Origin of the sequence: Rufibacter roseus (assembly GCF_001647285.1) — a bacterium.
In the GTDB taxonomy this organism is placed as follows: domain Bacteria; phylum Bacteroidota; class Bacteroidia; order Cytophagales; family Hymenobacteraceae; genus Nibribacter; species Nibribacter roseus.
The window spans coordinates 289628-313799 of sequence record NZ_LRML01000004.1; the positions used below are offsets into that span (position 1 = coordinate 289628).

Below are 24172 nucleotides of genomic sequence, written 5' to 3' on the forward strand. Positions count from 1 at the left end.
ACGAAGGCGATAAAAGTGCGAAGGCAGGTTCTCGTTATGGAAAGTTGCAGCGCAAAATCAGAAGTTTAAACATGCTCACAGGCTACTTTTCTAAAAACATGCTTAAAACAAGAATACTCTGGCTACTTGTGCTTTTGATAGGGTGCAAGCAGTCTACTGATACTACCACTACTGTTCAGGACGAACCAAACTTTACGACCACTTCTCCTACCACTACCGGAGAGAAAGTGTCTACGAAGCGGCTTCTTCACGTGGTGCAACGCACCCATCCGTTCTCAAAGCCTGAGCAACCTGACTACTTCCGGCTTTTGCTACGCGGCGATTCCATAACTGCCGGACAAGTGCAATTCACCATTACCACCCGCGAAGGTACCGTTATACATAATGAAGTTTTTCAGGCTGCTGACTTGGAGGCTGCTTTGGTGAATGAAATGGAGAAGCCCGCTGCGACTACCCGTGAACGTGAAGCTTTTATCATCAAGCGCATGGAAGAGTTTGTGCAACCTGCCGATTTTGTCACACCAGCCATTGCCGCTAATATGCCTCCAGATACTGCTTTTGTCACTCTCTCCTACTGGAACCAACTTCAGGAGCGGGAAAATACTATTGGCTTCAAATATCTATTAGGCAAAGAAGACGGACGGCTGCTGGTATTTGACCCGGAAAAGAAGAAAGCAGTTAGATATGGTAGTTTTGGCGGGTGATTTTTTTCGTTGATCGTTATCCATTGTTAGTTACTCTATTTTCATTTTAGATAAACAAACGAGCTACGCTGGCGCGAGCTGAGCAATTTTTAAGGCACGGAAGTAACTTCCGCACCATAGAGGAAAAGCCAGTTTGTTTTAGGCTTCTTTTATGAAAAACAGCCCAAAAACGACTTCCTCAAAAACAGAAAAATCCCCAACAGTTACCTGCTGGGGATTTTCTTATTGTTCTCATTAAATAACGAACAACGAATAACTATCAACAGCAACCTAGCTGTTCATTGAGATCAGGAACTCGTCATTGTCTTTGGTGCCTTTCATGCGGTCTTTCAGGAATTCCATGGCTTCCACGGAATTCATGTCAGACATAAACTTGCGCAGAATCCAAACGCGGCTGAGTTCGTCGCGGTCCATGAGCAGGTCTTCGCGGCGGGTGCCTGAGGCCGGAACATCAATGGCTGGGTACACGCGCTTGTTGGCCAGTTTTCTATCCAGCTGAAGCTCCATGTTACCGGTACCTTTGAATTCTTCAAAGATTACCTCATCCATTTTAGAACCAGTTTCTATCAAGGCGGTGGCGATAATGGTCAAGGAACCACCGTTCTCAACATTACGGGCCGCTCCGAAGAAACGTTTCGGTTTGTGCAAGGCATTGGCGTCAACCCCACCCGATAGGATTTTACCGGAAGACGGAACCACGGTGTTATAAGCACGGGCCAGACGAGTGATAGAATCTAACAGAATTACCACATCGTGACCACACTCCACCATGCGCTTGGCTTTGTCTAACACAATGCTCGAGATTTTTACGTGACGCTCGGCTTGCTCATCAAAAGTAGAAGCAATTACCTCAGCGTTTACGCTACGGGCCATATCAGTCACCTCTTCAGGGCGCTCATCAATGAGCAGAATCATGAGGTATACCTCTGGGTGGTTTTCAGTGATAGCGTTGGCTATCTCTTTCAACAACACCGTTTTACCAGTCTTCGGCTGAGCCACAATCAAACCACGCTGTCCTTTACCAATTGGCGCGAACAGATCCATGATACGGGTAGAGTATTGGCTTGACTTGGTAGTCAGTTTCAGGCGCTCCTCTGGAAACAAAGGAGTTAAATGCTGGAACGGAATCCGGTCACGTATCTCCTCAGTGGTACGGCCATTCACAGAATCTACCTTCAACAAGGCAAAATACTTCTCACCTTCTTTGGGCGCGCGCACGGTACCTTTCACGGTATCACCGGTCTTCAGGCCAAATAATTTTATCTGCGAAGGAGAAACATAAATATCGTCAGGGCTGGCCAGGTAATGGTAATGTGCTGAACGCAGGAAACCATAACCGTCTTGCATTAACTCTAATACGCCTTCGTTAGCAATTACACCATCAAACTCTCTGAAGTTAAAGCTATTGGCATTGGCTTGCTGTTGCGGACGGTTTTGCTGCTGTTGACCTTGGTTTTGGTCGCGGCGGTTTTGCCAGTTAGGATTATTCTCTCTTTGCTCGCGGTTATTATTATTGTTGTTGTTGTTCTCGCGCTGTTCACGAGGGGCATTGTCACGGGGCTGGTTTTCACGCTGCTGTGGCTCACGCTGCTCACGAGTGGTATTCTCACGTGGCTCTCTGTTCTGAAACTCACGCTGTTGCGGACGGTTGTCGCCACGCTGCTCGCGGTTTTGGTTCTCGTCACGGTTAGGGCGTGGGCGCTGCTCTCTGTCTTTGGCATCGCGGTTGTCGGTGCGCACTTCGCGAACCTCGGCACGGGCGGCGGCTTTGGCTTCCTGCAGGTCCAGAGGCTGTTGTGCCGGGTCTGCTGCCTCACGAGTGGTGCGGGCACGCGGTCCCTTGGCCTCGCGGGCAGGGGCAGGTGCGCGCTCTGCACGAGCCGGACGGGCAGTGCGTTCTGCTCTTTCTGCCGGAGCTGCTTCCGGAGCCGATGTTTCCGCTAATGCCTCTGGGGCAGGCGTTTCGGCTGGGGCATCTTCCGTTTCCTGTGAATCTTTCGCCTTAGGTGAACTTTTATATTTTTTGGGGAGCTTTTCTTCGGGGGTGATAGCTTGCTGGTCAAGAATCTTGTAAATAAGGTCTTGCTTACTTAGCTTCTTGAAGTTGGTGACGCCGAGGTTCTCAGCAATTTCTTTGAGCTCTGAAAGAAGAGAATCTTTCAACTCGTCAATGTTGTACATAAATAGAAATAATTAACTATTCGGTTTTAAAGCTTAGCGGTTGCAGAACGCAACAGACAGACGAATAATACAGGAAAATAGTGAGTATGGTAAAATTGAAGAACCAGGATGGCGGTCGTTCTGAAAATGTACTGCAATGTTAGACAGCCGAGTTCTAATTTACAAGTAATACGAATCTTTTTAGATAAAAAGTTACACTATTTTTTATAAAAAAGTTGGCGTTGCTGCGGCCTGTCCAAAATATTCTATTTTTGCGGTACATTTAACACATGCATCATGTTACAGATACCCGTTTTACGTGAACAGACTGAGCTGGTCATTGCCGGCCTGGAGAAGAGGAATTTCCGCGACGCCGCCCAACAAATACAGTCCATTTTAGACCTGGACCAGAAACGCCGCTCGCTGCAAACGGAACGTGATGAACTGCAGTCCCGCGCCAACAACCTGGCCAAAGAAATAGGCGGCCTCATGAAAAGCGGCCAAAAAGAGCAGGCCGAGCAGCTAAAGTCTGAAACATCTGACCTGAAGCAGCGCACCAAAACCCTTGACGAGGAAGTACAGCAACTAGAGTCTCAACTGCAGGAAGCGCTATACAAAATACCGAATATTCCGCACGAGAGCGTACCTGCCGGTAAGTCTTCTGAAGACAACGAAGTTGTGTTAGAGCACGGCGCGGTGCCGCAATTGCCAGAGAACGCCCAACCGCACTGGGAACTGATAAAGCAGTATAACATTATTGACTTTGAACTGGGCATTAAAATTACCGGTGCCGGTTTTCCGGTTTATAAAGGAAAGGGAGCCCGCCTGCAGCGCGCGCTCATCAACTTCTTTTTAGATGAAGCCCTGAAAGCCGGATATGATGAAGTTCAGCCACCTATTCTGGTAAACGAAGCCTCTGGCATAGGCACTGGTCAGCTTCCAGACAAAGAAGGCCAGATGTATCACGATGCCGCCGATAACCTGTACCTCATCCCTACCGCTGAGGTACCTATTACTAACCTGTACCGCGACGAGATTGTCTCTGCCGATAAACTGCCTATCAAGAATGTGGGGTACACACCATGTTTCAGAAGAGAAGCAGGCTCTTGGGGTGCCGATGTGCGTGGCCTGAACCGCCTGCATCAGTTTGACAAGGTAGAGATTGTGCAGATTCAGACGCCGGAGAATTCTTATGCCGCACTGGAGGAAATGAGCCAGCACATTCAAGGTCTACTGCAGAAGCTGGAACTGCCTTACCGCGTGCTTCGCCTCTGCGGCGGAGACATGGGCTTCACCTCTGCCCTCACCTATGACATGGAAGTGTACTCAGCCGCCCAAGGCCGCTGGCTGGAGGTAAGCTCCGTTTCCAACTTTGAGACGTATCAGGCAAATAGACTGAAGCTTCGTCAGCGTACGGAAGGTGGTAAGCCACAGCTGTTGCACACTTTGAATGGTAGCGCTTTGGCGTTGCCGCGTATTGTAGCTGCTTTGCTGGAGAACAACCAGACGCCAGAGGGAATTAAGTTGCCAAAGGTGCTGCACAGCTACAGCGGGTTTGAAATGATCACAAAGTAGATTAAGGTTTTACCTTTAGGTTGAGCGTTTTGGAGCTGATTTTCATGAATCAGCTCCAAAACGCTTTTTTTCTTCCATAGAATTAGCCTTTGCCGAATAGCTACCACAGTTTACTCATTGTTGATACTCCCCCTTTTAAGGGGGCGAAGGGGGATGTTTACACCTGCCGGTCCAAGCCTTCCTGATCCTACTACTCCTTTACAGTCATCCCGAGCATCGCCGAGGGATCTAACGAAGACGCATTTCTTCTACCAGAAAAATAACGCCTGCCTCCGCTTTACCCTCTGCCGTTGTTGTGTGTTCTCACCAACAACTTCAATGCTGTTTCTCCCACAACTGCTTTTGCCTTATTTCTACCTGCCTCGCTCCCTGCTGAGGTTTGTCACTTTTCTCCTTGATGAGAAAAATAACCAAAAGAATCAAGAAGCCCTTAAACTCGCTGCCGCTCAAACAGTAAGGGCTTCAGTTAAATTACCACCTAGCAGATGTGCGCTGTTTCATTGTTTCGGCGGCTACTGCTGGCTTGAACCTGCGTCTCGTGCTCCCGCTAAGCGCTGCGTGCCCTTGGCACTGCGTTGCCCGCTCCCGCAGGAACAGCTAAGGAGGGTATAGAGCCTGTTTACTAAATTATTGTGGACTCATTACTTATTAGAGCGGGGGTGGGTTCGGGAGGGTTCTCTTCACATTAGCGCCTGCTCAAATGCCCTTGCAGCGTTTTTTATGCCAGCGAGCAGCTGTAACATTTGCTTCGTTACTCAAACATCAATAATCATTAAGGCAATGCCACCTTAGTGATGCTGGCCCAGTGCGTCATCTAACTCTTCCGGCGAGGGGTTCTTCATGGGCTTTTGTTCTCCTACCACCACCATCGGGAAACGGACGCGGCCCCGGTTCATGTCTTTGATGGCTTGCATGGCTTCTTCGCTTTCGTCTACATTAATATAGTCGTAGTCCACTTGGCGGGATTTGAAGTAGTCTTGAATGGCGATGGTTTTCTTGCACCAATCGGCGCCGTATAGAATGGGTTTTGAAGCCATAGTAGAGGTAGATGGTTCTGCCGTTTTGTACGTCTTTTCTGAAAAACAGGCCGAAAACGCAGCCTCCTGAAAATGGCTACTTCACCTCTTGCCCCACCACCGGCAGTTTAAACTCGAACTTAATTTCGCGGGTGCAGCGGAAGTGTTTTTCGGGGCACTTGGGATAGCCAATCTTTGAACAGGGGCGACAGTAAAGATCTTTTACTTCCATTACTTCAAAATCCTGGGTGTAAGGGTACATACCAAACTCGGGTACCGTATTGCCCCAGATGCTGAAAATCTTCTTCTTAAACGCCGCAGCAATGTGCATGAGGCCAGTGTCATGGCTGAAGATGGCTTTGGCTTGGCGTACCAACGAAGCCGAGCCGTTCAGGTTATATTTCCCACAGGCGTTGTAAATAGCCAAGTTCTGGTGCGTGGTGGCTCCCTTGTCACCTAAAAAAGGCTCTACCTGAAAGTACTTTTCTATCATAGTGCCCACCTCCACATCTTCTTTGCCGCCTAGCAGTATAATTGGGGCATTTATTTTCTCGCACAGTTCTATGAGGCGGTCAATGGGCAGACGTTTGGTGTAATGCTGCGCACCAATAGCCATGGCGTAATAGCCGTTGCGGTGGGCTTCCGGCAGGGTGTTTACGTCCACCTCGTCTTTCTCCGGTATGAAATAATCTAGCCCTTGCCCATCGTTCTGCACACCCAGCGTGGAAGCGGTTTCTAAGTAACGGTCAACTATGTGCACATCGGGCATGCGGTTAATCTTGAACTTCACCAGCAGCCATTTGCGGTAGTTCAGCTTATTGAAGCTTCGGGCTGGTTTTCCCAACCGCGCCTTTAATATACGGGTGCGGAGGTTGTTGTGCAGGTCCAGCACCAAGTCATAGTTCTCCGCTTTCAGCTGCTGCAGCAGGTCACCCAGCGACTTCTCCAGCGTAAAAACCTTGTCCACATAAGGGTTGCTGGCGATGATGTTCCGGAAGGCGGCCTTGGTACAGAAATGAACCTCGGCGTCCGGCTCCTGCTGTTTCACACAACGGATTACTGGTGTGGTGAGCACAATGTCGCCAATAGACGAGAACCGAATGATGAGGATTTTTTTCAAGCTTCTACCGTTTTACCGTTGCAAAGGTACTGCTCTTAACGGGAGTTTCCCAGCGGGAAATGCGGCAGCTATGAGTTAGCGTTTTAGCGCTGTTTTCTGAAAAAGGCAATGAAAACGGCTATGATGGAAAGTGCTAGGGCGAGGTAAGAGAGGTAATTCTTGTTATCTGGTTCTGCTGGCTCAGAACTGAGATGGTTGTTGCGGTAGGCGTTAAGTAGGGCGTATTCATTTATCCAATTTTTGACTAATTGAATTTTCCGGTTCTGTAAATCAATTATATACTCATTTTGGTAATCTTTATACCTCTTCTTATCCTTTTCATTTGAAGATGGCAGAGGCGGAGGTGGTAAATCAGGGGGAATAACACCAGGATAAAGTGAGGAAAGATCCCTTGACATTCCACAACTGGAGTTAATTAAGAGCTCTACATAAACGTTATTCAAAATTTCCTTGATATAAAATATCCTTATACCTATTTCCCATTGTTCCAACTTTCTATCACTTATACCACTGATAAAATCTGGTTCAAAAAGAATGGTGTCCTTTGGATTGCCTTTAAAAACATCTACAACCTTTACTACCAAAAACTCTTCTTTCTTTCCTATTACTTCACCAATAAATATCGAATGACTTTTCTCTATATAATCTTGAACTACAGGAATCCAATTGTTTTCATCTGCTGGACGGCAACTGGTGGCTTTTACATTTTGACTACAAACCAAAGAATAAAGTAATAGGAAAAAGAAAAGAGCTTGTTTCATAGTTTTAAAATATTAGCCACTTTTTGAATTTGTAAAAAGCCTTCCCTATCCCCCTTTTTGTCATCCTGAAAGGATCTCGGTTGCGAACGGAAGCAGTTAAGAACAAACCCTTTTCTAGTTCGCCCACAAGATCCTTTCAGGATGACAGGAGAGTGGTTTTTCAATTTGGTAGACACTGGAAAGCTATTGTAGTTCTTTAGGTTTATTACCAAAAAACTGAAAAGGAAAAGACCAGCACCTCCAGCCTCTCTTCAACCAAATACCTAAACACGAATAACGAGCAACGAACAACTAACCCCTACAGCCCATATTTATCAATCAAATACACCAAGGCCGCCATAGAGGCACCGCCTAACTCCAACTCGCGCTTGTTTACTTTGTCAAAGGTGTCGTTGGCGGTGTGGTGGATGTCGAAGTAGCGCTGGGAGTCGGGGCGGAAGCCAATGAGGGCTACGCGATCGTCTTTCAGTGGACCAATGTCAGCTCCGCCGCCGCCGCGCTCGATGTCGTGCAGGCCATATGGGGCCAGCAGCGGTTTCCAGGCGAACAGCTTCTGGAAGGTGGGTTCATTGGGTGCGGTGATTCCGAAACCGCGAGGGGTAAAACCTCCGGCATCAGATTCAATGGCAGCAATGTGTTTCTCGCCACGCTGCTTGGCTACCTCGGCGTATTTGGTGCCGCCGCGAAGGCCGTTTTCTTCGTTCATGAACATGACGGCTCTTATAGTGCGCTTAGGTTTATAGCCCATTTGCTTGAGCAGGCGCAACACTTCCATAGATTGCACCACTCCGGTACCGTCATCATGGGCACCCTCGCCAATGTCCCAGCTGTCTAAGTGACCACCCACCACAATAATTTCATCTGGTTTCTCAGAACCCTTTATTTCGCCAATAACGTTATAACTCAGCACATCGGGTAGCCACTGCGGGTTCAGGCGCATATGGAACCGTAACTTCTCATCCTCTTTTAAAAGACTGCTCAACAGGTCGGCGCCCTTGGTGCTAATGGCCACGGCTGGTATGCGTGGAGCATCATCGGCGTAGCGCAAGCCGCCGGTGTGCGGGAAATCATCTGTGTTGGAGGCCATGGAACGAACCACCACGCCCACTGCACCCAATTTACCAGCCTCAGATGGTCCGCTGGAGCGTTGGTCTACTGCGCCGCCGTAGGCCCGGCCGGTAACAATATGCGTTTGATCGAAAGGTCTGTTGAAGAATACAATCTTGCCCTGCACCTTTTTCTTGCCCAGTTTCTTGAGTTCGTCAATGCCCTGCACCTCTACCACTTCGGCAGTAAGGCCATTGGCCGGAGTAGCTACTGAACCACCTAAGGCCAATACATTTACTTCACGGGCTGGGGTTATTCTTGAGTTGACAATAGCCGCGTATTCTTTGTCGCCGCGCACCCAGTGGGGCACCATTACCTCTTGCAGGTACACGCGGTCTAAGCCCATTTTCTCCATTTCCTGCCGGCTCCATTCTACGGCTGCCGCAGCTTGCGGAGAGCCGCTCAGGCGGGCACCAATGTTTTGGGTGAGGTAACGGAGCTGCTCATAGCTGTTGCCTTGTGTAAGCGCTATGTTGTATAGTTTCCTGATGAAAAGGGAGTCTTGGTTTTGGGCTAGTGCTCCTAATGGTAAAGCCAAAGCAGCTGCCAGGGCCACATGTTTAAGTTTAGTCAGCATGAAGTGTGAGATTTTAGCCGAAGGCTGATACGTAAACCAAATGTAAGCACTGGCCGCGGCATATGCCAAGTCTACAGATCATCTATAGAATGTTGTTGCTGCTTTTGACCTATTTTTAGAAAATCAGCCAAAAAATGATGACTATGGTTAGAAGAGCAGTGTTTCACACAAAGACTGCTAACCCCCTGACACTTACCTATCTGCGGCATTTTTAGTATGAAATAATAAATTTTTAAGAACTAGCGTAACGTAACAAAATTAAGGCTAACTTTGGATTCAGACGAAATAAACCCTTTCCCAATATTATTATTTAATGAAACGTTTGTTAAAAAAAGCAATTAAGCCTTTTTTGCCTTCTTACGAGGTTGTGTGCACTACTTACCAGATCATTCCTGGCCTGCCTATCACCAAAAACTTTTCACGGCACTCTTTTGAAAAAGGTGCCTCTAAAGATGCCAAAGAATTCTACGGCAAAGTGATTACCTCAGAGTTTACCAAAAAATTAGCTCCGGTAGAAGTACATTTAAAAGTGGCCGGCATTACCATCAAAAAAGCGCATTTTGGCCCGGTAGAAAACCTGAACAAGAAAAAGATAACTGCCGTAGGTTAATCTTTCACCATAAGCTAAAGAATACTCCCTCATTGAAAAGTGTGGGAGTATTTTTTTGCCCTTTGCAGAACAACCTTCCGTTGAAATAAGTAAGCCTTAAGGTGACAAGGCAAACTCTAAAATCGAATAGACGCAACGTAGCTGCCCGTAGAAATTGCAGAGGCCATTCCAATTTCAAAGTGCCAATAAACCTCCCGACTTCATGCGCATGAAATCTCCCTTTAAACAAGAGATAAATTTTTCGGTGCACCTAACCGTACCGGAAGTCATTATGCGCTTGCAAGACCTCATTGAAACGCAGAATAGCACTTACTACGGCTCCGTGAAAGAGCAGCTAGACCGGGTAAAAAAAGCGTTCAACGGAATTCCGTCAGTCTATACTTACCCCTCCCACCACGAAACCCTGCTTACCGGCGGTCACCGTAAATGGTACGGAGGCAGCGTGCACGAGACTACTTTCAATATGTACATGCTGTACAGAACGTACTACCGGCTGGTTGAAGGCAAAAAAATAAAATCAAGAGCTCCGCTTACCCCTGCAGAGTCTATTTTTCCGGTACAGGGGAAATTAATAGAAGATCCGAACGGCACTAAGTTAGTGGCTAGCGCCCGTATGCCTTTCTATCATATTGCGTTTGTACTGTTCTTTTACCTGCTGTGTGGCATAGGCATAATTGGTACGTTAATGTTTGCTACACGTGAAGGCTTTACCCAAAGTACCTTGGTAGCGTTTGCCTTTCTGGCTGGCTTCATGTCCCTTCCCTATTTTATGGTTTTCCGGAGCTTTAAAGCCAATGTTAAAAATATAGAAGAAGACCTAAAGCGGCTCTTTGCTGATAAGCTGGTGTAGATTTATTTGAAGTTGGTAGGAGTGTCTACTCTGTAAAAAGCATCTCAATAAAAGTAAGAGTGGCATGCGTAGCCCAGCAGGCGTAAACACTCCTATTCACTCCTTATAAGAGCTAATCCTACACCATATTATTATGCACGCGTCCGTCCCCCTTTGAAGGGGGTAGGGGGATAACAAGGGCGCTGAAGTCATAGATAGCTTCGCAAAATGTAGATATAACGACAATGAAAGCAACCAAAAAGAGCTAGGGAACGCCATCATCAACACGAGTAATCATCCACCTACCCCTTCAAAGGGGGACGAAAAAGTTGCATCAGTCCCTAATAAATTGAGCCTTAAGGGGAGAATCTGCCTAAAAACTCAAGGGCTGATTTTCTATTTATCCTTGTCACTCTTTCAATTAAAACATCTTTTGTTTTAGGCTTCCTTTTCCAAAAAGAGGCCTAAAACGCAAAGCCTCGGCAGAATCTGCCGAGGCTTTGCGTCTAAAATGCTTGGTGAGGCTACCTCTTTATTTCCTCTTCCTTCCGAGGCCCTTCATTGCCGGTACGGTCTACTGCCGCTACGGCTACTCTAGTTAACGGAATAGGCGCAGGTTGAACTGCTGTGCTGTCTGAATCATTTCTTTGCCTTAGCGGGCCTGTGGCTCTACCCAGTGGAAACACAATTTCGCGGTCTTTGCGGTTCAAGATTTTGTAGTTCCAGACATTACCGTATTGGTAATACACCACCCACCTGAAGGTATCTTTTTCATCGTTGGCTACCCAGCTAACTTTTACTGAATCCCCTAAAAGCAAAGTGGTAACCTCAGGGGCTTTAGGCGCTTCGTTGTCTAGCCAAGGGCTGGTAGGCACCAAGGCGGGCTGGCGGTACGGTCCCTGCAACAACGCTTTGGCCATTGGCGGGTTTTTGGTTACCTGCGAAATGCTCCAATGCACCACACCCGGGCTCTGAGGCAACATACCGCGGCTAATCATAATCTGGCTTTTAATTTCATTGATGTTGATAGCGCTGCTGTCGCGCCCAATGCTGATGCCCGGCCACAGGTGGCGTTTCATCAGGTTCTGCTCTTCCCACCAGCCCAGCAACACCGGATAACTTTGCGGGATCTGATTGATTTTCCAATACAGCTGCGGCGAGAAATAATCTACCCAGCCCTTATTCAGCCACAGCTTAGCGTCGGCATACAAGGCATTGTACTGGTCCAGACCTTGAATAGACTCTGGATGGCCCGGCCGCCAAATTCCGAAGGGGCTCAGTCCGAACTTCACGTACGGCTTCTCTTTTTTGATGCCCGTGTACAATCTTTCAATAAACTGGTTCACTGCCTGCCGCCGCCAATCATCGCGCGACAACTGCCCACCCGACTGCTGGTAAGCCGCCCAGGTAGCATCATCCGGAAAATCTTCTTCGTTGTTGTAAGAAGAGTACGGGTAGAAATAATCATCGAAGTGCACCCCGTCAAGGTCATAGCGTTTCACGAGGTCCATCACCACCTCATAAGAATGGTCTTGGGTGCCTTGGTGCGCAGGGTCTAGCCAATAATAGCCCTGCTTTAGTTTCACTACCAGTTCTGGCTTTTTATTTACAATAGACTGCTCACTGATGGGCCCGCCGCTGGTGTGGTGGGCGCGGTACGGGTTCAACCACACGTGCAGCTCCAGACCGCGGTCATGGGCTTCCTCAATCCAGAATTCCAACGGGTCATAATACGGCTCGGGGGCTTTGCCTTGTTCACCGGTCAGGTAATAAGACCATGGCTCCAAATCGCTTTTGTATAGAGCATCGGTAGCGGGACGTACCTGAAAAATAACAGCGTTGTAGTTGTGCTGCTGAAGAAAGTCCAGCAGAGCGATAGCTTCTTTCTGCTGCTCCTCGGTGCTAAGGCCGGGCTTGCTGGGCCAGTTGATATTGGCAACGGTAGCCACCCAAGCCGCTCTGAATTCTTTGGCTGCCTTGGGGCCTTTCACTTCTTCGGTTACGGCTGTGGGGGCGGCAGAAGCTGCGGTAGTGGACTCCTGAGTTTTGCAGCTCTGCAACCCAATTGCCACGAACAGGCTCGCCGCCGCCAAAATTTTTCTGTACATGTATTTTTTCTGATTATGGTTACTCTTCAACCCTTCTTCCATTGCCAGACCAATATGCAGCAATAAGTGCAGAAAGTAAATGTTTAGCACTTGACTTTTGAATTTTTATTACAGACAATATTATTCATCTTAAATTTTTTACAGCAACTATTCCTGCTGTTTTGCCTCAGCATGACCATACATTTGGTTAAAATAGCCAACTGAAAGGCACAAAAAAAGCAGCCCGGAAAGCTGTTTCCGGGCTGCTTTTCTGAAACAAGGGCTAAAACAGTTATCCTAGTCCCTCGCCTGCATTCTCATAATTCTTAGAACCCAAAACTGGCTCTGAAGAGGGGTTCAAGTTCCAGTCGTTGTTGAGGGTAGTGATGGTGTGGTGGGCGGTCATGTCAAACTGGCAGGGCACAACACTCACGTAATTTTGGGCAAGTGCGGCTTCATCGGTATCATCGCCTTGGTCGTAGTTCACGAAGCTGCCCGTTAGCCAGAAATATCCGCGGCCGCGCGGGTCTTGGCGTTCATCAAACTCCTCCTCCCACTTTGCCCGCGCCTGCCGGCAAACTTTTATACCGGCTATAGGATTGTCTGATTTCTTGGGGAAGTTCACGTTCAAGGCCACTCCTTTAGGCACGCCATGCTCCAGCGCCTGCCGGGTAATGCGCTCTACAAATTCCTCGGTGTGGCTGAAGTCAATGTCATGGCCGTAGTCACAAAGCGAGAAACCAATAGCGGGCAATCCTTCAATGGCTGCCTCAATGGCCGCCGACATGGTGCCGGAGTACAGCACGCTTATGCTGGAGTTAGAGCCATGGTTGATTCCGCTTACCACCAGGTCAGGTTTACGGTCTTTGAGCACGTGGTGCTTGGCCAGTTTTACGCAATCGGCGGGGGTGCCGGAGCACTCGTAAGATTCTACTTCGTCAAAGGCCAAAGATTTGTCTAACCGCAGGGTGTTGCCAATGGTAATAGCGTGACCCATGCCCGACTGAGGCCCGTCTGGGGCTACTACCACTACTTCACCTATCCGTTGCATCACCTTTACCAAAACATGAATACCGGGGGCCGTGATTCCGTCATCGTTCGACACCAAAATGAGGGGCTTCTTTTCCATAGTTGTACTTACTGTGTGGAGGCAAATTACCCTTAAAACCGGCTAACGCCAAAAAACCTGTGGGTAACCTGCGCGTACTACTTGCGTTATGTCTTTAGAACTAGTACCTATGCCCTTCCAAATCAACCTTACATGAAAAAGATTGCTTTTTTGTTTTGCTCCGTTCTGGCACTGGCTAGCTGTAACCAAGATTCTAACACAGCCCAAACCGAACAAGAAACAAAACTGGAAGAAACGGCTGCTGAAGTGTACGAAGATGCTCAGGAGTTAGGTTCTCCAGATCCAGCCGCCCCTACCACCAATGACTTCGGCTCTGACCCAGAAGAAACGCTTCCCGGCGCCACTTCTACGGCCTCTTCATCGCCTACCAATGCCAATCCACTGTTCAATTACACCCTGCAACAGAAACAGGCCGGAGCGGTTAAAATTGGCATGACCATTAAAGAATTGCGCAAACAGTACGGCGAAAATAAGCTGCGTGAGATTGAGCACATGCAGGAAGGCATGACCACCATAGCCTACGAGGTACTTGGCGAGCGCAAACGTACCGATTTACGTGTGGAGCAGGAATGTACTGGCGACGCTTGCCATGTTTGGCGAATCACTGTTTTGAACCCCGCCTACAAAACCGCTGAAGGCATTGGTATTGGCAGCACCTTTGGTGAGCTAAAAAATAATATAAACATAACGCAGGTAACACCCGGCGAAGAACATTTTGTGGCTATAGCGGGCAAAGCAGGCATGAGTTTCTTTCTTGACCTGGGCGATATTCCGGCAGAGCGTTGGTCAAAACTTAAGATAAAAGACGTGCCTAATTCAGCTACCGTAACCGGTGTGCTTATTTATTAATGAGTGAATGATTGAATGTATATATGAAAGTGTAACTCATTTTTGTTCAAGTTTTTGCCTTACTTTTTGAAAAACAGGCCTAATACAACTAATTTCTGGCAAACATGAGTTTTCTCCGCAACCTGTACCCGCACCGTAATTTTGGCTTGCTCGTTTTGCGCATTGGCATAGGCTTCATGTTTATGGTGCACGGATGGCCTAAGATTACCGGAGGAGCTGAAAAATGGGAGATGGTGGGCAGCGCCATGGGCAATTTGGGTATTGATTTTGGGCACGCTTTTTTTGGGTTTATGGCGGCCTTTTCCGAAACTATAGGCGGTCTGTTCCTGATGTTAGGCCTTATGTTTAGACCAACCACCTTGCTGTTGTTTATTACTATGGTGGTGGCAGCATTGCGCCACTACCTAGGCGGCGATGGTTTTGGCGGTTACTCCCACGCGGTAGAAGCAGCCATTCTTTTTTTAGGCCTTTATTTTATAGGACCTGGGCGCTTCAGCCTGGATGACAAAATGTTCGGGAGCGAGTTAAACCACCGCTACTAACAGAAAATGGCCAATCTCCAAGTTTACTGGCGGAGAGCAAATCATGCTTTTTTAATAAGCATTTGTATTGTTTGTGCTTCGGGTTGCAAACTGTTTGAGCAAGTGGGACAAATCATTTATGCCCCTATCATAGATACAATGCAACTGCCGATTATGCTCACTCAGCATTTGGTTCTACATTCTATTCAAGAAAATGGCCATTGGGTACCCGACTCTGCCTCCTACTCACTTTTTATTTCCTCAGATTCTCTACCGGAAGCTAATGTTTTCTCCTCCCTCTCCTTCCAAGACTTTCAGGACTCGCTGTGGATTGACTTCAAAGTATCACCCGCTTTCTATGATAGTGCCAGAATTACTTTTGTAGATGCACCTGACTCTGTTTCTACCGCTCAAAGCATCCATTTGCCTTTCAGTTCGGAAGTACTTTCTTACCAAAACCTGCGGTCCAAAAGTTCAGAACCATCTCCCGCCACTGCTGGTCACATAACCGTTACCAAACCCTCAGATTCCACGTTGTTGTTCCGCATTAATACCAACGTCTATAAAATGGAGCAGAAAGTATACCTGAGGCAGGAAACAAATAAGTAGTTTATTCATGGTACGGCTTTTGGCGCAGACACTCGCAAGTCTTGGAGACACTTCGAGGTCTTTTGAGCGGACATCACTGCAACGGCAGAGATTTGGGTTCTGCTTCAAGTTTAGCGGTAGCGTAACTTGGATCTTTTCATGTAGAAAGTTTTCAACTTTCGTGGCTAGGCAGCAGAACTTGGGAAATTTTTAAACTTCCGCCAAGGCAGCCACAAGTTATGCTACCGCTAAACTTGCGACAGTGTTCGCGTTTCCGGCGCGTTTTCAGCAAAACTGCTCTAAAACGCATCAACGGAACCCCCTCTCTCTGTTGGAGAGAGGCTGGGGTTGAGGCTTTTTCCTTTTCTGCGGTTTAATCCCTAACATTGACTTCTAAATCTATACCTCGCGCACCATGCTTCTTACCTTTTTTAGCTTTCTCAGCAGCCTTCTTTTCTCTACCACCGCACCTGATTGGAATACGCCCTATGAGAAAAGCAAGGGTACTAAAACCGCTACTTACCAAGAATGTATTGACTACTACCAGCGCTTAGACGAAGCGTATTCTGAAATAAAAATGTCTGCCGTAGGCATGACCGATGCCGGCAAACCGCTACACACCGTGGTAATTTCTACCGATGGTGATTTTGACCCACAATCCATTCACCGGAAGGGCAAGGCGGTGCTGCTGGTGCAGAACGGCATTCACCCTGGCGAGCCTGAGGGCATTGACGCAACTATGATGCTGGCCCGTGACCTCATGCAGAACAAAAAGCTTAAAGCACAGCTAGATAAGGTGGTGCTGGTGATAATTCCAATCTACAACGTGGGCGGCGCCCTGAACCGCAACAGCCACACCCGCACGAACCAGAACGGGCCCGAGAGCTACGGCTTCAGAGGCAATGCACGCAACCTGGACCTCAACCGAGATTTCATCAAAGCCGATTCCCGCAACGCCCTCACGTTTGCCACTATTTTCCGGACCTGGGACCCTGAGGTATTCGTGGATAACCATACCAGCAACGGCGCCGATTACCAGTACACCATGACCCTTATTCCTACGCAGCATAACAAATTGGGCGGGGCCTTGGGTCATTTACTGAAGAACAGCATGCTGCCCGCTCTTTACAAAGGCATGGAGAAGCGGAAGTGGCCGCTGGTGCCCTACGTAAATTCCAGAGGAGAGCTACCGGAGTCTGGCATCTTCGGGTTTATGGAGTCGCCGCGGTACGCCACGGGCTACACGGCCTTATACCAAACCTTGGGCTTTGTGCCCGAAACGCACATGCTCAAGCCCTTTGACCAGCGCGTGCAGTCTACCTATGACCTTATGCTGGAGTTTCTGGACTTCACGGCTAAAAACGTGAACAACATTAGAGCCGCACGCGCCAAAGACCGCTCCGCCGTTCGGCAGCAGCAGGAGTTCGTATTGAATTGGGCTCCGGACACTACCGAGTTTGAGCTTCTCCAATTTCAGGGGTATGAGGCCAAGTACAAGCCCAGCGAAGTGAGCGGGCAGTCCCGCCTGTACTACGACCGCAAGGCACCATTCACCCGCACGGTAAAGTTCTTCGACACCTTCCGCCCCACCATTACGGTAAAAAAACCAAAGGCCTATATTATTCCGCAGGCCTGGCACGAGGTGATTGCGCGGCTAGAGCAGAATCAGGTAGACCTGAAGCGCCTGACCAAAGACACCGTGCTTACCACCGAAGTCTACTACATCACCGACTACAAAACCCTGCCCCGCCCCTATGAGGGCCATTACCTGCACACTGACGTGCAGGTGCGCCAGGAGCAGCTGCCCATCCAGTACTTTGCGGGAGACTACGTGGTAGAGCTGAACCAGATCAGCAACCGTTTTCTGGTAGAGACGCTGGAGCCGCAGGGGCTGGACTCTTATTTCGCCTGGAACTTCTTTGATTCCATTCTGGGGCAGAAAGAGCATTTCTCAGCATATGTGTTTGAAGACTTAGCGGCGGAATACCTGAAGAAAGACCCCAAGCTGAAAGCCGCTCTGGAAGAAGCCAAGGCCAAAGACCCTGCCTTAGCCAAAAGCGCCCGGGCCCAGCTGAACTTTGTGTACCAGAACACCCCGCACTTTGAGAACACTTATTTGCGCTACCCCGTTACCCGCTGGCAAGGCGGCAAACTACCCGTAAAGTAGTCTTCTGTGACACAACCGCGATTAAAAGATCATGAAGGCATACCCTCTTAACATTACTTTTAGCCACCAAGGCCGCGAAGAAACCATTCATCCGGTTTTAATGGAAAACGAAACAGAGCTTGTGCTGATAGATTGTGGCTATCCGGGTTTCAAACCACTGTTAGAAGAGACTCTGCAGCAGATTGGCTATTCGCTTTCTGACCTCACCGGCATTTTAATTACCCACCATGACATTGACCATGTAGGTGCCTTGGCCGAAATAAAAGAGCAATTTCCGCACCTGACCGTGTATGCCTCAGAAACGGAAGCAAGCTTTATAAATGGCAGCCAAAAACCTGCCCGGTTACAACAGGCAGAAGATTTACAAGACTCATTGCCCGAAGAACAGAAACCTGGCGGACTGGCTTTTCAGCAATTCCTGAAAACAGTACAACCCGTTGCCGTGGATGTTGTTTTGCCAGAAACAGAGAAAACTTTACTTTTTAGTGACGTACTTATCATCCCGACGCCGGGGCACACGCCGGGACATATTTCAGTGTATGTGCCATCATCTAAAACTTTGATAGCCGCCGATGCGCTAGTGGTAGAAAACGAAGAGTTGGCACTTGCCAATCCTGAGTTCACCCTTGATTTACCTGCGGCATTGATCTCTGTACAGAAACTAGCTACGTTTGACATTGAACATCTTATTTGTTTTCATGGCGGTTATTTGGCAGGCAATCTGCCAGAACGAATACAGCAGATTGGCAAGAAATATTCATTTGCAGAAAACAGTCAGTAGCCCCCCACCTGTTTTAGCCCTCTTTTCCGGAAAACAGCACAAAAACAGCATCATTAAAAAAGCCTCTTCTGCCATAGAAATAGGCTTTTTTAATTTTTAGAAAAATATTCTCGAATAAAATCGCTACTTATTACGAAATTTTCGTAGTAATACTAAGAGTTCGTAACAATCCGAAATATTCGTAAGCAGAAGTAGCTATGGAAAAACTGACACAGCAGGAAGAGGAGGCCATGCAGGTAATTTGGGAAACCGGCGGAGGCTTTATCAAAGATTTCCTGCAGAAACTCCCCGACCCCAAGCCTCCTTACACCACCTTGGCATCTACGGTCAAGAACCTTGAGAAAAAGGAATATGTGCAGGGCGAGAAGCTGGGGAACACTTACCGCTACTTCCCAATTATAAAAGCGCAGGAATACAAGAAGCGGTTCATGAAGAGCTTTGTGGGCGATTATTTCCAGAACTCTTACAAAGAACTGGTCGCGTTTTTCGTGAAGGAAAAGCAACTGAGCCCGGAGGAGCTGAAGGAGATTGTACAAATGATTGAAAACCAAAATCCTGACAAAGATGTCTGAAATCCTCCTACACCTTTTTAAAGCCAATCTGGCCTTGGTGCTGTTGTACGGCCTCTATTTTCTGGCGCTCCGTCGGCTCACGTTTTACAACTTCAACCGGGCATACCTTTGGTTTACGGTGCTATTCTCAGCTGTTTACCCTGCCCTTGATTTAACTTGGTTTAGCCAACAGAAACCTACTTTTTTGCCTGCTCTACCTAGCCCGTCGGTATATTGGCCTCAACCTGAAGCTTTCCCAGTCGCCTCTGAAAATATCATTGATTATGGTGAAGTGGCAATACTTCTTTTCTGTACTGGGGCAGCTCTTATGTTTGTCCGGTTACTGGTGCAATTCTTTTCACTCTACCGGCTGCACCGAAAATCTAAACCTTCAAAAGTTCAACACATCCCTTTCCGAAAGGTGGCGGAACAGATTAGTCCTTTTTCTTTTGGCCGAAACATTTACCTGAATCCCGCTCCCTTTGAAGCCCAGGAACTGAAGTTGATTCTGGAGCACGAGCAGGTCCACGTAAAGCAGGCCCACACTTTAGATGTATTGCTGGCAGAGCTGCTCACGGTGTTTGGTTGGTTAAACCCTATGGCCTGGAAGATGCGGCAGTCCATTAAAGAAAACCTGGAGTTCATTGCCGACCGGCAGCTGCTGCACAAAGGCGCTGACCGCAAAATCTACCAATACTCGCTTCTACGGGCCGTTAGCCCCTCGTCTCTTCTGGTGGTACACCCGTTCAATGCCATACCCCTTAAAAACCGAATCATGATGATGAACCAACCCCAAAGTACTCGCTCTCACCTGCTGAAGAGCCTGCTCGCGCTGCCCCTTATAGCAGGCTTGCTGCTCTTTTCAGGCACTGACTCGTTAAGTGAAATTCCGGAGAAGCTACAGTCTACCGCTCAGCAGGCCGTTGCCGTAGCCCAACAACAATCTACTCCGGCCAAGAAAAAGCAGGAAGTAAAATCTTCTTCAAGCCCTGCCGCCAACAAAGAAAAAGCGACTACTAAATTCACTCCTCCGGTTGTCAAAAGAGACAAGCAAACGGTAAAGTTTATGCCGCCTGTGGTAAAGAAAGACGAGGAACCTGTGCAGGAGAAGCAAGACTTGCCAGCAGATTATAAAGCTTTTCTGAAACGGAACCCCTCTGTAAAACGGCTAACTTGGGCAAATGAGACATTGTCTATCCATCTGAAATCTGGCAAGACAGAGCAGTACCCTAGTACAGTAAAAGGCATGGCCGCCGCTGAGAAGAAATACGGTAAGCTGCCTGCTTTGCCAGCTCCACCGCCACCGGCACCACCCGCCCCAGATGCGCCTCAGGCCAAACTACCACCACCACCACCCTTCACCACTGACTTGCCCCAAGAGTTCAAGGAGCGAAACCCAACTGTAAAAGGATTGAGCAGCGATGAAGGAACCTTGTATGTCATCTTTAAGTCTGGCGAGGTGGAGAGTTTCGACCAAACCCCCGAAGGCAGAACTGCCTTTGAAAAGAAGTTTGGAACTTTGCCTCCTCCCCCGCCGCCGGTGCGGGTGAAGAAAGACCTTCCGCCACCTCCGCCGCCCACAAGAAATAAGCTCAATTAGCCCTGTTTTTTGAAAAACTGCTCCAAAACGCCTTCCTCCCCGGAAGGCGTTTTCTTTTGCCCGAGCGTAACCAGTAGGTTTTCAGGCAAATCCTTCTAGCTTTGTAGAAACCAAACCTCAACCAAACATCATTTTGGCAAACGTATTAGACATTCAGGGGCTGAGCAAGCGCTACGGCAGAGTGCAGGCCCTGGACCAACTGAGCATTGGCGTTCCGCAGGGCAGCATTTACGGGCTGCTAGGACCCAACGGCAGCGGCAAAACCACCACGCTAGGCATTGTGCTGGATGTGATCAACCCCTCGGGCGGCACCTTCCAATGGTTCGGGCAAACCATGTCCAAGAGCACCAAGCGGCGCATTGGCGCGTTGCTGGAAACTCCCAATTTTTACCCCTACCTCAGCGGCGAACAGAACCTCAGAATTTCAGCCGACATAAAGAAAGTAGATCACGCACATATTCAAAGGGTGCTGGACATGGTAGGCCTTTCGCACCGGAAGCAGAACAAGTTCAAGGGCTATTCTTTGGGTATGAAACAACGGCTGGCCATTGCCTCGGCGCTGCTAGGCGACCCAGAGGTGCTGGTGCTGGATGAACCCACCAATGGTTTAGACCCCGAGGGCATTGCCGAAGTACGTCAGCTCATTTTAGACGTGGCGGCGCAGGGCAAAACTATTTTATTGGCCAGTCACTTACTTGATGAAGTGGAGAAAGTCTGCACCCACATGGCAGTACTGCGCAACGGCAAATTGAAAGCAGAGGGACCGGTTTCCTCCATCATGTCCACCAACGATCAAGTGTTCATCAGCGGCGGGGCACCTCTGGAGCAGCTATTAGTATTGGCGCAGCAGTTACCCTTTGTGACTGAGGCGCGGGTACAGCAGAACCAGGTGCAGTTGGTGCTGCAATCTGGCACAGACAGCTCAGAATTGAACAGCGCGTTTTTTGCACAGGGCGTGGCGCTAGGGCAGCTGACTGTTAAAAAGAAAAGCCTTGAAAGCCAGTTTATGGAAATCATTAAAGCCGAAACCGTATGACCTCTTCGTTACTTAGCATAGAACTCCGCAAGCTGCTACCCTACCGCACGTTCTGGGTTATTTTAGCCGTGTACGTAGCCCTGCTGGTGCTTATTCTGTACTTCAGCAGCCACGTGACCATTAACGGTCAAAAAGCCGGCGAATCTTTTTACCAGTTCCCCGACCTCTGGGTTAAGCTCACCTACATTGCCAGCTATTTTAACCTGCTGCTGGGCATATTAGTGATTATTGCCGTGACCGATGAATACGCCTTCAGAACCATCAGGCAGCAGGTAATTGACGGCTACACCCGTGCCAACGTAGTGCAGGCCAAATATTCAGTAGTGCTTTTGTTGGGAGTGGTGTGCGCCTTATTGGTGTTCCTATTAGGCATTATCTTCGGAAACATCTTCAGTCCGGCCTCTAACACGGCTAACATGTTCACTGACTCGCACTACGTGTTCTTTTACTTTATACAGGCGGTAGGGTACATGACGCTGGCCATGCTGTTCGGTTTCCTGATTAAGAAAAGCGGATTAGCCATTATTGCTTTTTTGATTTACGCTAAAATTGTAGAGCCCATTATTCATTACCAACTTCCTGATTCGGTAGACAAGTATTTCCCCATGAAAGCCCTGTCTACCCTCACGCCTATTCCAAATAAAGAGCTGTTTGAAATGGTCACCGGAGCTTCTGAAAGCCTTGGCATTTGGGGAGCCGCCGCACAATCAGTTATTTACATCATGCTCTTTTGCTTGCTAAGTTACATTCTGCTACGGTCAAGAGATTTATAAGCTCGTTTTAGGCCTATTTTTTACAAAACAGGCCTAAAACAACAACCAAGAGCCCCGTTGCAAAAAGCAACGGGGCTCTTGGTTTTTAACCACTCATTGAACGCTTGCGTTTTTTTGCTGCTTCTTTTCTTTAAGTAGATTTTACATCTGAGGCAGAAATGCTTCCAAAATAAGCTACTATTTTAGCTAAATCTGGCAGGTGCGTGTACCTGAGCTTGTTCTGCTTGATGTACGCTTTCATTTGACCTTTTTTCTTGCCGTATATCGTTTCCAAATCCTTTTTCACGTTGCGTAGTTCTTTTACTTTGCCGCTAGGCAGCAGAATAAAATACGAATCAACACGCTGCTCTACATAGTAAGGCCTGTTGGCCATAGGGTATCCGTATGGACTGTAGCCTCCGCGGTACATGGCATCACGGCTTACGTCGCGGCGGGTCATGGTTTCGCGGCGGAGCAGCCCGTAATTACCAAAGACAATCTGTTCAAAAAAGGCCGGAGCCAGAAAATCACTGTAGTCATTGCCCATGTTCCAGCGCTGTGTCACAAACACGCGGCGGAACCTTCCGTCTTTTTCAACGGCCTCAAAGCCACGTACCGTCACAGGAGCATAAGCCGCTACCGTTCCATCGGTTTTGGTGATCTTAATTAAATCTTCGGAACGGTGGTAAGTAATTTTACCCATGACTGAATCGCCAGAGGCTAGGTATACTCTGCCCATCGCCCATTCATCTACCAGACCAGACGCTTGCGCCATGGCATTGCCCGCTATTAAAAGCAAGGCTGTTAAAAGACCAAATACTTTTCTTTCCATCTTCATCACTCCTATTGCTTAAGTCTTCCGTCAATATATAGAACAATTTCTATACTAAGAAAAACATCAGAAAGTTTTCTAGCATAGCGTTTTATAACGAAAAAAGTAATTGGCTATTATGTTAGCTCCAGCTGACAGCACCTCCAGAATTATTTTTCACCCAATGCAACGCTTTCCGCACTTTAGGTATCTATGAGTAAGGAATAACCCAAACCGGTTGCTTCTGTGGCTGGCAAATAGCCTCTATTTTATAACCTATTTTATCTCTTTATTGTTCAAACATGCATTACCTTAAAAACCTCCTCCTGCTGCTAAGTTTCAGCTTCTTCCTGTTTTCTTGCTCCGATGACGATGCCGGTAATCCGGCACCCGTTTCACCTTACCAGAACTACCTGAAAATAGACAACGAATTCTATGAGTTGAACAGCGCTCAGGCATTTTATGATGAAGACTACCCCACCCTTTTTACCTTATGGTTGCTGAAAGATGATGATGAGCAACTAATATCATTTGACTTTTTGAGAAGCGCTGAAGAAGCCGATCTTTCTAACGGCACCTATTCTTTTAAACAGCCGGTAAGCGGCAATGCCTCCAACTTTGAGCAGGGCAAGTTTTATTATGTTCTTGCCAAGGCCAATGCCGAAACCAGCATCAACTCAGGAGAGACCCAGGTGGTGCAAGGGGAGACAAAAATTAAAAAGCTGGGCGAGGGCAACTATGAAATTACTTACAAAGTTAAGTTCCAGAACAAAACAGTGGAAGGATATTATAAAGGCGAAGTAGAGATCATGGAATCATGGTAAGTCTCTTTTGAAGTAGA

Annotated in this window: 22 protein-coding genes; 14 read left to right on the forward strand and 8 right to left on the reverse strand. The window is 48.0% G+C overall.

The annotated features are described in order from the left end of the window. Positions 1–98 precede the first annotated feature (98 nt). Positions 99–704 (forward strand): hypothetical protein, encoded by a 606-nt coding sequence (locus A8O23_RS07585; RefSeq protein ID WP_153042114.1) that lies wholly within the window; start codon positions 99–101, stop codon positions 702–704. Between the two features lie 270 nt (positions 705–974). On the opposite strand, the gene rho is transcribed toward A8O23_RS07585, so the two are convergent. Further along, positions 975–2885 carry a transcription termination factor Rho gene (rho, locus tag A8O23_RS07590; RefSeq protein ID WP_066618982.1) on the reverse strand — a complete coding sequence of 637 codons (1911 nt, stop codon included), beginning with the start codon at positions 2883–2885 and terminating at the stop codon, positions 975–977. A gap of 276 nt (positions 2886–3161) precedes the next feature. Between rho and serS the strand changes: the two genes are divergently transcribed. Beyond that, positions 3162–4439 carry a serine--tRNA ligase gene (serS, locus tag A8O23_RS07595; protein WP_066618985.1) on the forward strand — a complete coding sequence of 426 codons (1278 nt, stop codon included), beginning with the start codon at positions 3162–3164 and terminating at the stop codon, positions 4437–4439. Positions 4440–5227: 788 nt separating this feature from the next. On the opposite strand, the gene A8O23_RS07600 is transcribed toward serS, so the two are convergent. The 4 genes from A8O23_RS07600 to A8O23_RS07620 all read right to left on the reverse strand — a co-directional run bounded on the left by A8O23_RS07600 (position 5228) and on the right by A8O23_RS07620 (position 9020). Then, positions 5228–5476, reverse strand: a complete 249-nt coding sequence (locus A8O23_RS07600; RefSeq protein ID WP_066618991.1) for a glutaredoxin family protein — start codon at positions 5474–5476, stop codon at positions 5228–5230. A 76-nt stretch (positions 5477–5552) separates the two neighbouring features. Further along, a complete protein-coding gene (locus tag A8O23_RS07605) occupies positions 5553–6575 on the reverse strand; it encodes a glycosyltransferase family 9 protein (RefSeq protein WP_066618994.1) in 1023 nt (340 codons plus the stop codon). Positions 6576–6658: 83 nt separating this feature from the next. Next, positions 6659–7336 (reverse strand): hypothetical protein, encoded by a 678-nt coding sequence (locus A8O23_RS07610; protein ID WP_066618996.1) that lies wholly within the window; start codon positions 7334–7336, stop codon positions 6659–6661. Between the two features lie 298 nt (positions 7337–7634). Beyond that, on the reverse strand, positions 7635–9020 hold the full coding sequence (locus A8O23_RS07620) for a M20/M25/M40 family metallo-hydrolase (RefSeq protein ID WP_066619553.1): 1386 nt from the start codon (positions 9018–9020) through the stop codon (positions 7635–7637). 349 nt (positions 9021–9369) lie between these two features. Between A8O23_RS07620 and A8O23_RS07625 the strand changes: the two genes are divergently transcribed. Together A8O23_RS07625 and A8O23_RS07630 are read left to right on the forward strand one after the other, a co-directional pair. Then, positions 9370–9630, forward strand: a complete 261-nt coding sequence (locus A8O23_RS07625; RefSeq protein WP_239693363.1) for a hypothetical protein — start codon at positions 9370–9372, stop codon at positions 9628–9630. Between the two features lie 208 nt (positions 9631–9838). Further along, positions 9839–10480, forward strand: coding sequence for a hypothetical protein (locus tag A8O23_RS07630; RefSeq protein ID WP_153042115.1), 642 nt, complete (start codon positions 9839–9841; stop codon positions 10478–10480). 503 nt (positions 10481–10983) lie between these two features. On the opposite strand, the gene A8O23_RS07635 is transcribed toward A8O23_RS07630, so the two are convergent. Beyond that, positions 10984–12567 carry a glycoside hydrolase family 10 protein gene (locus A8O23_RS07635; protein ID WP_066619555.1) on the reverse strand — a complete coding sequence of 528 codons (1584 nt, stop codon included), beginning with the start codon at positions 12565–12567 and terminating at the stop codon, positions 10984–10986. A gap of 271 nt (positions 12568–12838) precedes the next feature. Next, complete coding sequence (gene surE / locus A8O23_RS07640) at positions 12839–13675, reverse strand: 5'/3'-nucleotidase SurE (protein ID WP_066619008.1); 837 nt, start codon at positions 13673–13675, stop codon at positions 12839–12841. Between the two features lie 132 nt (positions 13676–13807). Between surE and A8O23_RS07645 the strand changes: the two genes are divergently transcribed. The 9 genes from A8O23_RS07645 to A8O23_RS07685 all read left to right on the forward strand — a co-directional run bounded on the left by A8O23_RS07645 (position 13808) and on the right by A8O23_RS07685 (position 22541). Further along, positions 13808–14524: a membrane lipoprotein lipid attachment site-containing protein gene (locus A8O23_RS07645; protein ID WP_066619013.1), complete on the forward strand. Its 717-nt coding sequence runs from the start codon at positions 13808–13810 to the stop codon at positions 14522–14524. A gap of 104 nt (positions 14525–14628) precedes the next feature. Continuing rightward, positions 14629–15066 (forward strand): DoxX family protein, encoded by a 438-nt coding sequence (locus A8O23_RS07650; protein WP_066619016.1) that lies wholly within the window; start codon positions 14629–14631, stop codon positions 15064–15066. A gap of 102 nt (positions 15067–15168) precedes the next feature. Then, positions 15169–15654, forward strand: a complete 486-nt coding sequence (locus A8O23_RS07655) for a hypothetical protein (RefSeq protein ID WP_161486705.1) — start codon at positions 15169–15171, stop codon at positions 15652–15654. Between the two features lie 394 nt (positions 15655–16048). Then, complete coding sequence (locus A8O23_RS07660) at positions 16049–17800, forward strand: M14 family metallopeptidase (RefSeq protein WP_066619023.1); 1752 nt, start codon at positions 16049–16051, stop codon at positions 17798–17800. Between the two features lie 31 nt (positions 17801–17831). Next, complete coding sequence (locus tag A8O23_RS07665) at positions 17832–18581, forward strand: MBL fold metallo-hydrolase (protein ID WP_082882947.1); 750 nt, start codon at positions 17832–17834, stop codon at positions 18579–18581. Positions 18582–18778: 197 nt separating this feature from the next. Continuing rightward, on the forward strand, positions 18779–19153 hold the full coding sequence (locus A8O23_RS07670) for a BlaI/MecI/CopY family transcriptional regulator (RefSeq protein WP_066619031.1): 375 nt from the start codon (positions 18779–18781) through the stop codon (positions 19151–19153). Then, on the forward strand, positions 19146–20732 hold the full coding sequence (locus tag A8O23_RS07675; protein ID WP_066619034.1) for a M56 family metallopeptidase: 1587 nt from the start codon (positions 19146–19148) through the stop codon (positions 20730–20732). Before A8O23_RS07670 ends, A8O23_RS07675 begins: the two co-directional genes overlap by 8 nt. Positions 20733–20865: 133 nt before the next feature. Further along, a complete protein-coding gene (locus A8O23_RS07680; RefSeq protein WP_066619037.1) occupies positions 20866–21768 on the forward strand; it encodes an ABC transporter ATP-binding protein in 903 nt (300 codons plus the stop codon). After that, positions 21765–22541: an ABC transporter permease subunit gene (locus A8O23_RS07685; protein ID WP_066619040.1), complete on the forward strand. Its 777-nt coding sequence runs from the start codon at positions 21765–21767 to the stop codon at positions 22539–22541. Before A8O23_RS07680 ends, A8O23_RS07685 begins: the two co-directional genes overlap by 4 nt. A 130-nt stretch (positions 22542–22671) precedes the next feature. Here A8O23_RS07685 and A8O23_RS07690 read toward each other — a convergent pair whose 3' ends face one another. Further along, positions 22672–23352, reverse strand: coding sequence for a hypothetical protein (locus A8O23_RS07690; RefSeq protein ID WP_153042116.1), 681 nt, complete (start codon positions 23350–23352; stop codon positions 22672–22674). A 281-nt stretch (positions 23353–23633) separates the two neighbouring features. On the opposite strand from A8O23_RS07690, the gene A8O23_RS07695 reads away from it, so the two are divergent. Further along, positions 23634–24155 carry a hypothetical protein gene (locus A8O23_RS07695; RefSeq protein WP_066619046.1) on the forward strand — a complete coding sequence of 174 codons (522 nt, stop codon included), beginning with the start codon at positions 23634–23636 and terminating at the stop codon, positions 24153–24155. Positions 24156–24172: the final 17 nt, after the last annotated feature.

Excerpts from the sequence above, each read along its gene's own strand:
- A8O23_RS07585 (WP_153042114.1), top strand. The coding sequence starts at position 99 with ATGCTTAAAACAAGAATACTCTGGCTACTTGTGCTTTTGATAGGGTGC.
- rho (WP_066618982.1), bottom strand. The coding sequence starts at position 2,885 with ATGTACAACATTGACGAGTTGAAAGATTCTCTTCTTTCAGAGCTCAAA.
- serS (WP_066618985.1), top strand. The coding sequence starts at position 3,162 with ATGTTACAGATACCCGTTTTACGTGAACAGACTGAGCTGGTCATTGCC.
- A8O23_RS07600 (WP_066618991.1), bottom strand. The coding sequence starts at position 5,476 with ATGGCTTCAAAACCCATTCTATACGGCGCCGATTGGTGCAAGAAAACC.
- A8O23_RS07610 (WP_066618996.1), bottom strand. The coding sequence starts at position 7,336 with ATGAAACAAGCTCTTTTCTTTTTCCTATTACTTTATTCTTTGGTTTGT.
- A8O23_RS07620 (WP_066619553.1), bottom strand. The coding sequence starts at position 9,020 with ATGCTGACTAAACTTAAACATGTGGCCCTGGCAGCTGCTTTGGCTTTA.
- A8O23_RS07630 (WP_153042115.1), top strand. The coding sequence starts at position 9,839 with ATGAAATCTCCCTTTAAACAAGAGATAAATTTTTCGGTGCACCTAACC.
- A8O23_RS07635 (WP_066619555.1), bottom strand. The coding sequence starts at position 12,567 with ATGTACAGAAAAATTTTGGCGGCGGCGAGCCTGTTCGTGGCAATTGGG.
- surE (WP_066619008.1), bottom strand. The coding sequence starts at position 13,675 with ATGGAAAAGAAGCCCCTCATTTTGGTGTCGAACGATGACGGAATCACG.
- A8O23_RS07645 (WP_066619013.1), top strand. The coding sequence starts at position 13,808 with ATGAAAAAGATTGCTTTTTTGTTTTGCTCCGTTCTGGCACTGGCTAGC.
- A8O23_RS07650 (WP_066619016.1), top strand. The coding sequence starts at position 14,629 with ATGAGTTTTCTCCGCAACCTGTACCCGCACCGTAATTTTGGCTTGCTC.
- A8O23_RS07660 (WP_066619023.1), top strand. The coding sequence starts at position 16,049 with ATGCTTCTTACCTTTTTTAGCTTTCTCAGCAGCCTTCTTTTCTCTACC.
- A8O23_RS07665 (WP_082882947.1), top strand. The coding sequence starts at position 17,832 with ATGAAGGCATACCCTCTTAACATTACTTTTAGCCACCAAGGCCGCGAA.
- A8O23_RS07670 (WP_066619031.1), top strand. The coding sequence starts at position 18,779 with ATGGAAAAACTGACACAGCAGGAAGAGGAGGCCATGCAGGTAATTTGG.
- A8O23_RS07675 (WP_066619034.1), top strand. The coding sequence starts at position 19,146 with ATGTCTGAAATCCTCCTACACCTTTTTAAAGCCAATCTGGCCTTGGTG.
- A8O23_RS07685 (WP_066619040.1), top strand. The coding sequence starts at position 21,765 with ATGACCTCTTCGTTACTTAGCATAGAACTCCGCAAGCTGCTACCCTAC.
- A8O23_RS07690 (WP_153042116.1), bottom strand. The coding sequence starts at position 23,352 with ATGGAAAGAAAAGTATTTGGTCTTTTAACAGCCTTGCTTTTAATAGCG.
- A8O23_RS07695 (WP_066619046.1), top strand. The coding sequence starts at position 23,634 with ATGCATTACCTTAAAAACCTCCTCCTGCTGCTAAGTTTCAGCTTCTTC.